Raw genomic sequence first — 9,091 nt, 5'->3', positions numbered from 1 at the left:
TGTCTCCCCCGCCCATGCGAGCTGGCTCAAACACGGGTCACCTCAAGACCGTCGCTCTCGCTGTACCGGAGGGTGAAGCCTGCCAGGTGGGTCTGACAGTCCTCGTCGAGCGCGAGAATCAGCTGGCCCGCCAGCCAGTGACTGCCTTTCACCTGCCAGGCGGGTACGTACAGTTCCTCGAGCTCCGAGATCGCCCGGTCCATCGTCTCGGCGTAGCTGAACTGGATCGGCAGCCGCAGCCCGCAGGACGCGGCGGTGCGGGCCGCCAGGGGTGTAGGAACCTGATCTGTTGGCAGAGGCAGTCCGGCCAGCGTGTGGCCCTGGCGGTCCGGAGCGAGCCAGGGAACCGTCGCCAGGGAACCGTCGGACCTTCTCTGCACGACGACAACTTCCAGAGTTTCGCGGCTGTCACGCACCTGCGCCTTGCCCCGGCTGGTGTCGTCCGCGTCGCCGACCCCCGCGGTGACCCAGCCGAACAGCGGCCGGCCGGGGCGGGCCACCGCACCCAGACGGAACGTCGCCGCTCGCTCGGCCTGGTCCGCACGGAGCTCGTCGTACCGGGCGCGTGCTTCCTCGATGTCCTGCGACCAGTCAGCAGGTGCCGGGGATTCCTCGGCGTAGGCGTGCTGTACCAACGGGCTGATATCGGTCGGCAGCCGTACGGGACGCCGTGCTCCCCCGTCGAGATGCGGCAGCAGTGCGGCGGCGGACCGCAGCAGGGCGTACGCGCCGTACACGGCGACCGAGCCCCGCACCGGCTTGGGCACGCTGGTGGTCCAGTCGACGCCGCTGACCAGGCAACGCGCCGTGCGGAGACGCTCCGGCCGCTCCTTCTGGTTTTCACCGCCGCGCAGGTGGCGGTGCAGGCGGCCCATCCGCTGGAGCAGCAGGTCGACCGGACACAGGTCCGTGACCAGTAGATCGAAGTCCACGTCGAGTGACTGCTCGGCCACCTGACTGGCGACCACGATGTGCTTGGCCGGCCGCTTCTCCGCCTTCTCCGGGGGGCCGAACCGGGTCAGCAGAGAGGCGTCCTTGGCCGCGCGGTCGACGTCGATGAAGCAGGAGTGCGCGACGGTCACATGGGCGTCACCGAACCGCTCCCTCAGCGCCCCTGCCGCCTCGAGGACGCGGCGGACGGTGTTGCGTACGACCAGGACGCAGCCACCGTCTTCGAGCTCCTCCTCAAGCCGGTCCGCGAGGAGTTCCAGGTCGTCATCGATACGCTCCAGCTCGACGTCCACCCCACGCCCCGAGGCCGGGGGCCGTCGCAGGACCGGCTCACCGCCGGGCGCGACAGCCGTCAGGAGCGGATAGTCCTCGGCCTGGGCGACGGCCCCGAAGTCGCGGGTGTCACCCTTCCGCTGACCGGCGTACGCCTCGACCAGTTCGCGGCGCCGGATCGCCGGCAGGGTCGCGGAGAGGACCACCACCGGGACGCGGTAGGCACCCAGCCACGAGAGCACCCGGTCGAGGTAGGTGCTCATGTACGTGTCGTAGGCGTGCGCCTCGTCGATGACGACGACCTTGCCGGCGACCGCGAGGTGGCGAAGAGCGAGATGACGGCTCTTCAGCCCGGCGAACAGCAACTGGTCGATCGTGCCCGCGACGAACGACGACAGCATGGCCTTCTTCCGGCCGCGCAGCCACGCGTGCGCCACCAACTCCGCAGGGGCTGAGGGCGTACGGTTCGAAGGCCGCAAGTCCTGTGGTTCTGCTGCCGCGTCGAGCTCGACGGCCTTCACCTGGCCGTGTTCCATCAGGTCGGTGAAGGCATGGTTCAGCGCGGATTTGGAATGGGCCAGGAGGACTGAATGACGGCTGCCTGCCGGCGTCGGAAGTCGCTCGAGCCACTCCAGGAGGCGAGGGAACATGGCGTTGCCTGTGGCCATCGTCGGCAGAGCGAAGAACACCCCGCCGGCGCCGGAGCGCCAGGCAAGGACCTCTGCGGCAGCGAGTGCGGCCTCGGTCTTCCCCTCCCCCATCGGCGCCTCGATCACCAGTAGCCCCGGAGCATCCATCGTCCGGGCGAGTTCCACGGCAGCTTCCTGGACGGGGCGGACTTTCGCGCCAGGCGGCAGCTCGAAGCGGGAGGCGAACAGGTCCTGCACATCGGCGGTCGGCTCCGCGGCCTGCCACGCACCGGGTAGGTTCAGGCCCTGCCAGGCAGCCCTGATCCGCTCCTCGCTGCTACGAGCAGCGTCCTGGGGGAAGTAGGGGAACAGGTCGGGATTGCTGGCGATCCAGTCGGAGACGATGACCAGCGCTGTGAGAACGACCTGTACGGGCTGCGGCAACTTCACGGATCGCCACGCGCCGAGCCGGTCGTGCACACCGAACTCTGCGGCGCAGGCCTCCAGCAACTCCTGCTGCACGCGTTGCCACAACTGCCCGCTCTTGCCCGGCGTGCGCAGCAGCTCTGGGTGTCTGTCCAGAGCGGTGATCTGACCATGCTCGGGAGGGACTCCGTGGTGTCCGCCCACCGCCACTGTGAACTGACCTGTCTGCGAGACGGCCCAGCCGTGCCGGTCCTCCAGCCACTCCCCCAGCAGCACCTGGCCGGCCAGACCGTGCGGAGCCCACTTCCTTTCCGCGCCCATCGCCTGTTGGGAGCGCATCTCGAGTCCGTCGGCTCGCATCGCCTGGGCGAGCAAGTCGACCTGGCAGGCGAACGCGGGCGTGGCTTTGCCGATGTCGTGTACGCCCGCCAGCCACACCGCGAGGCGGCGGCCGTCCTGCGCGCCATCCGGCAGCTCATCGGCGATCAGCTTGCGCACGGACAGAGGCAACCACTCGTCCCACAACAGCCCCGCCACCGCGGCGCTGTCCTCCATGTGCCGCCACAGCGGCAGCCACGCATCGGAGTCCCGATCGTGCTTGGCCCACACCTTGAGCACTGGACCTTGCAGTCTGGCCCGTAAGCCGGTGTGGAAGTCCCCCTTGACTGTCATGCCAGATGAATATCTGCGCGACGTCAGGTCTCGCAGGTGAATGAAGAAATAGCGGAGAATATGGTCCTGCTTGGGTCGTTACCGTCTCAACTGCGGCCAGATACCAGTAGAGTTGATCAGTTGGCTGCTGGTGCTTAGGTTGCCGAGAGTAAGTGGAATGTCGCGTATGCCTGTTTCTTTGAAAGTGCTCGGAAACGAGTCACTCCGGCGGTAAACCTGCAGGTCACGCAGTCTGCTCCCCGCGCACGCGGGGATGGTCCCGCCAGCTCACCGGTGCGGGTGTTGAGCAGGACCTGCTCCCCGCGCACGCGGGGATGGTCCCCTAGCGTTGTCGTCACTAACCGTTCTGTGGCTCTGCTCCCCGCGCACGCGGGGATGGTCCCCATGTTCGGACTGGACACCAAGAGTGTCGTCACTGCTCCCCGCGCACGCGGGGATGGTCCCCAGCTGGACACGCAGCTGATCCGGCTCGGCTTCTGCTCCCCGCGCACGCGGGGATGGTCCCCCGATCGGCCGGTGGGAGCGCGACGGACGAGACTGCTCCCCGCGCACGCGGGGATGGTCCCCATGTTCGGACTGGACACCAAGAGTGTCGTCACTGCTCCCCGCGCACGCGGGGATGGTCCCCGCTTCGCTTGTGTACGCGAAAGGGGCGCACGCTGCTCCCCGCGCACGCGGGGATGGTCCCTCGATCGCCCCGCCCACGATCGTGCCGAGGAGCTGCTCCCCGCGCACGCGGGGATGGCCCCCAGGTGGCGTGGCGCGCCACCCGCGACGAGCCCTACCCGCGCACGCGGGGATGGTCCCGCGCCGACCAGGCCGACGCCCGGGCGGGCCGCCTGCTTCCCGCGCATGCGGGGATGGTCCCTGTGCGTCACGAATGATCATGACCTGATGGCCCTGCTCTCCGCGCACGCGGGGAGGGGAGATGGCCCTCCCTCGGATAGGAGGTGCCCTGAACGCCGGAAGACAACTGCGCCCCGGCGACGTGCGCCCGCAGGGATCGATCGCCGCCGCTGTGCTGGAGGTCATGAGGCAGCGGCGAAAGTCTGTTGTCCGCGGACAACAAGCGTGACTCCGTCTGCACCGCGCCTGTGTGTTGTCCGCGGACAACAAGGCGGCTCGGTCCGCACCGCGCCTGTGTGTTGTCCGCGGACAACAAGGCGGCTCGGTCCGCACCATGCCTGTGTGTTGTCCGCGGACAACAAGCGGCCGGGCTAGGCAGAGCGTCGGGCGACCACGTTGATGTTGAACGTGTGGACTCCCAGACCGCCCGCGATGCCCATGAAGAGCAGGGCGAAGTGCTCCTGTCCACGTGCCGTGGTGATGCCGCCGATGTCGAGCTGGGACGAAGGAGGCCAGCCGAGATCGGTGAGCAGTCGGCCCGTAGCCCGTTTGGCTTCGGCATCGTCGCCGGAGAGGAAGACGGTACTCGGGCCGTCGAGACCGTCAGGGGCGGTCATCACGGTGGAGTCCATGGTGCAGAGCGTCTTGACGACAGGGGTCAGAGGGAAGGCCTCCTGGATCTGTTCGCCCAGGCTGCTGTTGGGATGCGAGAGCTCGCTGAAGTCGTCGGAGAGGCCGACCCCGATATCGATCAGCAGGGTGCCGGCCAGCGCCGGTGCCCCGATGGAGCGCAGCAGTTCCACAGAGACCGCTCCCGGGGTGGCGTTGACCAACGCCTCTGCGTGGGCGGCGGTCTCGCTCAGGCCCGCCACTGGGAGACCCAGGTCTGTTCGATCCTTGGGCTGACGTGAACCGAGGAGCACATCGTGTCCTGCGGCACTCCAGCCATGGGCCAGTGCCTGGGCGACGTTGCCGGTGCCGAGTAGTCCTATACGCATGGTGCGACGCTAGCCATCGTCGGGTTTCGGCGAATCGGGCTGTGGGCCTGGGCGGACCGGTACCAAAGACGTAGTTCTGTGGCCGCCCCGTTACTCGCTACCATCGGCCGAGTCCTACCCCAGGCGCCGTGCCCATCACCCTTGCATCGCTCCTGTACGGGGCGCGACAGGGACGACCACTCCTTAGGGCTCAGCCCTGCCAGGTCCGCAGAAGTGCTGCGATCCGTGCGGCGGTGCACTGCGGGTCGTACAGCTCGTGTGCCAGATCCGACAGCTGGTCGCGTGTCGGTGCCACGGGGATGCCGCTGGCTTCGAGGTACATCACCGCGACGGCAGAGGCCACGTTCAGGTTGGACTGGTCCAGCCAGCGCAGACGCCCCAAGGTGTGCACCAACGCCGCAGCCCTGGCGAATGCTCCCTGGTAGACGGGAGTCTCCAGGAGCTGGGCGCGGTGTCGCGCGACGGCTGCAAGGGGGACTCCCAGATCTTCGGGCGCCGGGTCGTGATGGCCGGCGCGTTCTGCTACTTCGAGGATCCAGGACAGATCTACGTGCAGGGACATGCTCACGCAGCGGCACCCCGACGGGGCGCGGCGGAGTGCTGGGCGTCGAGGTCCCTTTCCAGGGCGTCGAGAAAGGAGCCGTGCTCATCCAGGAGGCGCTGAGCGCTCGCCATCCCTGCGGCCCTGGCCCCGGATGTGTCCTCGGAGATGAGCCGCTCGACGTAGCGGTTGAAGTCGAGGCCGCGAGCTGCCGCGGCGTCCTTTCCAGCCGCGAGCACGCCTGGCTCGAGCCGGAGCTGGGTCTGTTTCTTGGGGGGCGCCATACAAGCAAGGTAGCAGGGTGGTAGCAAGGAGGCGACGGGCGAGACGTCTCCCAGCTCCGCTGTACGTCGGCTTACAGCTGGTTCGCGGCCATGGGGCCTACCGGCCTTGGGCAGGGCCTGGTCATGCCCAGTCCTCAGGAGACGGCCACCCCGGCGGATGCCCTGCCGCTGCGAACGGGCCCGTTCGCGTCGTTCGGCGGCCAAGACGTCGAGCTGGTTCTACGCCGCCCGGTCGGCAGGCCGCAGACACAAGTGCACCGGGGGTCAGCCGACCCCCGGTGCACCGTTGAGCGCCTCTTACACGTAGGCGTGGAGCTCCTCGACCAGTTGTGTCAGCTGCTCGGGAGTGAGCCCGGATGCGAGTGTGCGGGCCTGTTCCTCGGCGGATGAGCCGAGCTGGCGTACCAGGAGCAGGCTGCGCTCGTCCGCAAGATCAGCCGCCGCGTTCCCGCGGTGGTCCGCCGCGGCCGGAGCCGTGGCGGTCTCGGCCGTGTTGTCCGCGGACAACACGTCGGCCCTGTTGTCCGCGGACAACAGAGGAGCGGGGACGGGGGCCGCCTTGGTCGGCGACTGCGACTCGACGGCATCCGTGTTGTCCGCGGACAACACACGCTCTCCAGTAGAAGCCGACCTCGCGGGAGGAGGCGTCGGCGTCCGAGTCGGAGCCGGGTGAGCGACCTTCGTCTCGCCAGGAGTGTTGTCCGCGGACAACAAGGAACTCGAGGCGGGGGAGTGGCTCAGAGCCTCCGAGTCGTCGGCCGCCACGGAGGGCTGTGCGGTAGCGGTCTGCCTGGCCCGCTGGAGGAGAAGCTTCTCCTCCTCGCGCACGCGAATCTCCTGCTCCCGGGTCTCCTTCAGGTGGGCCAGCAGTCCGGCTCCGTCGAGGCCCGGCTGGTCCTTCAGCCTCCGTGCGAGCAGACGGCCGTCCCGCTCGGGGAGATCGCCGGAACTGAGCATCGCCTGCAGCTCAGCCGGGAGTTCCAAGAGAGCGAGCTGGTTGGTGACCCATGAACGGTCACGCCCGAGCCGCTTGGCCGCCCGCGTACGGGCACCCTTCTCCGACTCCTCGCTGCACACCCGCACGAGCTCGAGAACGCCGCGCGCACGCTCCACGACATCGAAGTCCTCCCGCTCCAGGTTCTCCTTGAGCAGGTGGTCGACGAATTCCTCGCGGGAGGCGGCCAGGTCGTCGCGTACGACGAAGTCCAAGGCCTCCAGGGCCACATGGACTGCGCTGCGGAACCGGCGCTCGCCGTTGACCAGTACGTAGGCGGAGTCGCCGATCTGCGCCTCGTGCTCGGGCCACAGCCGCAGGTACGCGGAACGGGACACGGCGACGCAGGCGGCGAGCTGGGCGACGCGCAGCTCCTCACCGAAGCGGGTGAGGTCGTCCTCGGAACCGAAGTTGCGACGAGGGTTGAGAGGCGTCGGCGCGACGTCCTCCAGCGGCAGACGCCTCAGCTCGTACGACGGGACGTCGCCCTGCACTATGGCCTTCGCCCGGCCCCGGGCGCTGCGGCCACGCGGCACGCCCCCGAAGGACGAGCCCGTGCCGAGCCGGTCGGCGACACTCATGAGATGACCTTCCGAGCGATGGCGCGCATGACCTCGGACTGTTCGCACTCCGGGGCGTAGGACAGCAGCGGCTGCTTGAGACGCACCGACTCGCGCTGTTCCTTGAGCTCGGGCATGACACCGACGACCGGCGGGTCGCCGATCTCCTTCCAGCTGTGGAGCGACGACGTGGCGATGTAACCCTTGCGGCTGTCATACATGTTGACGATGAAGCCGAGCATCGAGATCTCGACCTCCATGTCGGCGCACAGGTCCTGGATCTGGTCGTAGAGCATGTCGTACGCGTCGGCGGACGAGTCCTCGGCGAGTACGGGGATGAAGATGCCGGACAGGCCCTGGGCCTCGCCTTCGCGGGTGCGGCAGTAGTACAGGGCCGTGTCCATGGTGTAGCCGAGGCTGGGCGGGCAGTCGACCACGATGTAGTCGAAGTCCTTCTCCAACGGTTCCAGGGCCTTCTCGAGCGCCGTCTCCTTGATGCGAACGAAACGGCTGGTCGCGAGCTTGGCATCGAGCAGGAACGCGTCCTTGCAGGCCGGCAGCATGAACAGCCGCCCGCTGAAGGCGCCGTCCTCTATCGGGACGAGCAGTTCGCGAAGCTCTCCCTTCGCCTCGCCCAGCATGTGCTTGGCGAGGCTGGGGGACTCGATGTCGAACAGGTCGTACCCGAGCTGCTTGGTGAGGTGGCCCTGGGGGTCGAAGTCGATCAGCAGGACGCGGTTGCCGGCTTCGGCCAGTGCCTGCGCGACACCTGAGGACGTGGCGGTCTTGCCGACGCCCCCCTTCTGGTTGCCGAAGATGAGCCGACGAGCCCAGCTGGACCGCGTTGCCGGCCTGCGGGGGGAGGGGTGCGTGTCGAGCCACAGGCGGATCGCCTGGGCGATGCCCTGGTTGAAGGGGATGCCGCGTTGCTTGCAGTCGTCCTTGAACTCCCCGTACAGCCCGGTGGGGAGATAGGTGGAGAACGAGCTTCCGCCTGTGGTGTCCACGGGGACGCGTTCGGCGTCATCTGCTCGCCACGCCTGCACGCCTTCGGTCACGGCGTCCTTGATGTCGACGCCGAACTCGGCTGCTCTGACCTTGAGTTCCTGCCTCAAGGCCGCTGGCAACTTGGCGACTACCTTTTCCCTGTCATCGGGGGAGTATGGGACGGTCATGCGGTTACCTTACTCACTCGGCTGGAGGGTGTGGTGCAGGCGGGGTCGGAAATTTGCGGCGTGTCACCCGGATGGGGGAGGGACGCTGGAAGGGTGGACCGAGCGGAGCGGTGGGGGAATTGAGGCTTGGGCGAGTAATGTCGGAATCGGTGAAAGTGCATCAGAACGGGCTCGCCAGCTGATAAAACAGCAGGTCAGTGAGTCTGCTCCCCGCGCACGCGGGGATGGTCCCGCCTCGGCCTGCGACCGCACACCCGGCGTATCCTGCTCCCCGCGCACGCGGGGATGGTCCCGTGGTGCCGTAGCCCTCGGCCTCGTCCTCGTCCTGCTCCCCGCGCACGCGGGGATGGTCCCGAGGTCACCACCGCGCAGGTGCAGGAGCTGTTCTGCTCCCCGCGCACGCGGGGATGGTCCCCGCCCGCCACTGCGCGGCCAGGGCCTCAGCAACTGCTCCCCGCGCACGCGGGGATGGTCCCACGCCCGTGCACCTGCGGTTCGGCTGGTACGCCTGCTCCCCGTGCACGCGGGGATGGTCCCAAGAACGAACTCGACTCCGCCTGGGTCGAGTTCTGCTCCCCGCTCGCGGGGATGGTCCCGTCGGGCTGTTACGCCGCCGGATGATCGATGGCTGTTCCCCGCGTATGCGGGGATGGCTCCGCGTGTTGTCCGCGGACAACACGCGGAGCCATCCCCGCCAGGGAACGAGGCCCAGCCGCGGCTAGCTAGGCTGCCGTACGCGTGC

General features: G+C 68.3%; 6 protein-coding genes and 2 CRISPR repeat arrays. All 6 genes read right to left on the bottom strand.

Translation table 11 applies throughout. The features are described from left to right. Positions 1-26 precede the first annotated feature (26 nt). Positions 27-2,951 (bottom strand): CRISPR-associated helicase Cas3', encoded by a 2,925-nt coding sequence (gene cas3, locus ACWCQM_RS27800; RefSeq protein WP_450917852.1) that lies wholly within the window; start codon positions 2,949-2,951, stop codon positions 27-29. A 232-nt stretch (positions 2,952-3,183) separates the two neighbouring features. Beyond that, positions 3,184-3,819: a CRISPR direct-repeat array (repeat unit 29 nt; unit sequence CTGCTCCCCGCGCACGCGGGGATGGTCCC). A 349-nt stretch (positions 3,820-4,168) separates the two neighbouring features. Next, entirely contained in the window at positions 4,169-4,795 is a 627-nt protein-coding gene (locus ACWCQM_RS27795; RefSeq protein ID WP_450917851.1) for an NADPH-dependent F420 reductase, read from the bottom strand. Between the two features lie 190 nt (positions 4,796-4,985). Then, complete coding sequence (locus tag ACWCQM_RS27790) at positions 4,986-5,357, bottom strand: fic family toxin-antitoxin system, toxin component (RefSeq protein WP_450917850.1); 372 nt, start codon at positions 5,355-5,357, stop codon at positions 4,986-4,988. Positions 5,358-5,359: 2 nt separating this feature from the next. Then, complete coding sequence (locus ACWCQM_RS27785) at positions 5,360-5,620, bottom strand: hypothetical protein (protein ID WP_450917849.1); 261 nt, start codon at positions 5,618-5,620, stop codon at positions 5,360-5,362. A 297-nt stretch (positions 5,621-5,917) separates the two neighbouring features. Beyond that, positions 5,918-7,195, bottom strand: a complete 1,278-nt coding sequence (locus ACWCQM_RS27780; protein WP_450917848.1) for a ParB/RepB/Spo0J family partition protein — start codon at positions 7,193-7,195, stop codon at positions 5,918-5,920. Then, positions 7,192-8,349, bottom strand: a complete 1,158-nt coding sequence (locus ACWCQM_RS27775) for a ParA family protein (protein ID WP_361585953.1) — start codon at positions 8,347-8,349, stop codon at positions 7,192-7,194. Before ACWCQM_RS27775 ends, ACWCQM_RS27780 begins: the two co-directional genes overlap by 4 nt. 203 nt (positions 8,350-8,552) lie before the next feature. Continuing rightward, positions 8,553-8,886: direct repeats of the CRISPR family, unit length 29 nt; unit sequence CTGCTCCCCGCGCACGCGGGGATGGTCCC. Between the last annotated feature and the right edge of the window lie 205 nt (positions 8,887-9,091).

The sequence above is a fragment of the Streptomyces sp. NPDC002125 genome, assembly GCF_053593715.1.
The sequence above is the reverse complement of the archived record's forward strand: the minus strand, read 5'-3'. Positions and strand labels throughout refer to the sequence as shown.

What these genes read in the sequence shown, in the direction of transcription:
- cas3 (WP_450917852.1), bottom strand. Translation starts at nt 2,951, where the DNA reads ATGACAGTCAAGGGGGACTTCCACACCGGCTTACGGGCCAGACTGCAA.
- ACWCQM_RS27795 (WP_450917851.1), bottom strand. Translation starts at nt 4,795, where the DNA reads ATGCGTATAGGACTACTCGGCACCGGCAACGTCGCCCAGGCACTGGCC.
- ACWCQM_RS27790 (WP_450917850.1), bottom strand. Translation starts at nt 5,357, where the DNA reads ATGTCCCTGCACGTAGATCTGTCCTGGATCCTCGAAGTAGCAGAACGC.
- ACWCQM_RS27785 (WP_450917849.1), bottom strand. Translation starts at nt 5,620, where the DNA reads ATGGCGCCCCCCAAGAAACAGACCCAGCTCCGGCTCGAGCCAGGCGTG.
- ACWCQM_RS27780 (WP_450917848.1), bottom strand. Translation starts at nt 7,195, where the DNA reads ATGAGTGTCGCCGACCGGCTCGGCACGGGCTCGTCCTTCGGGGGCGTG.
- ACWCQM_RS27775 (WP_361585953.1), bottom strand. Translation starts at nt 8,349, where the DNA reads ATGACCGTCCCATACTCCCCCGATGACAGGGAAAAGGTAGTCGCCAAG.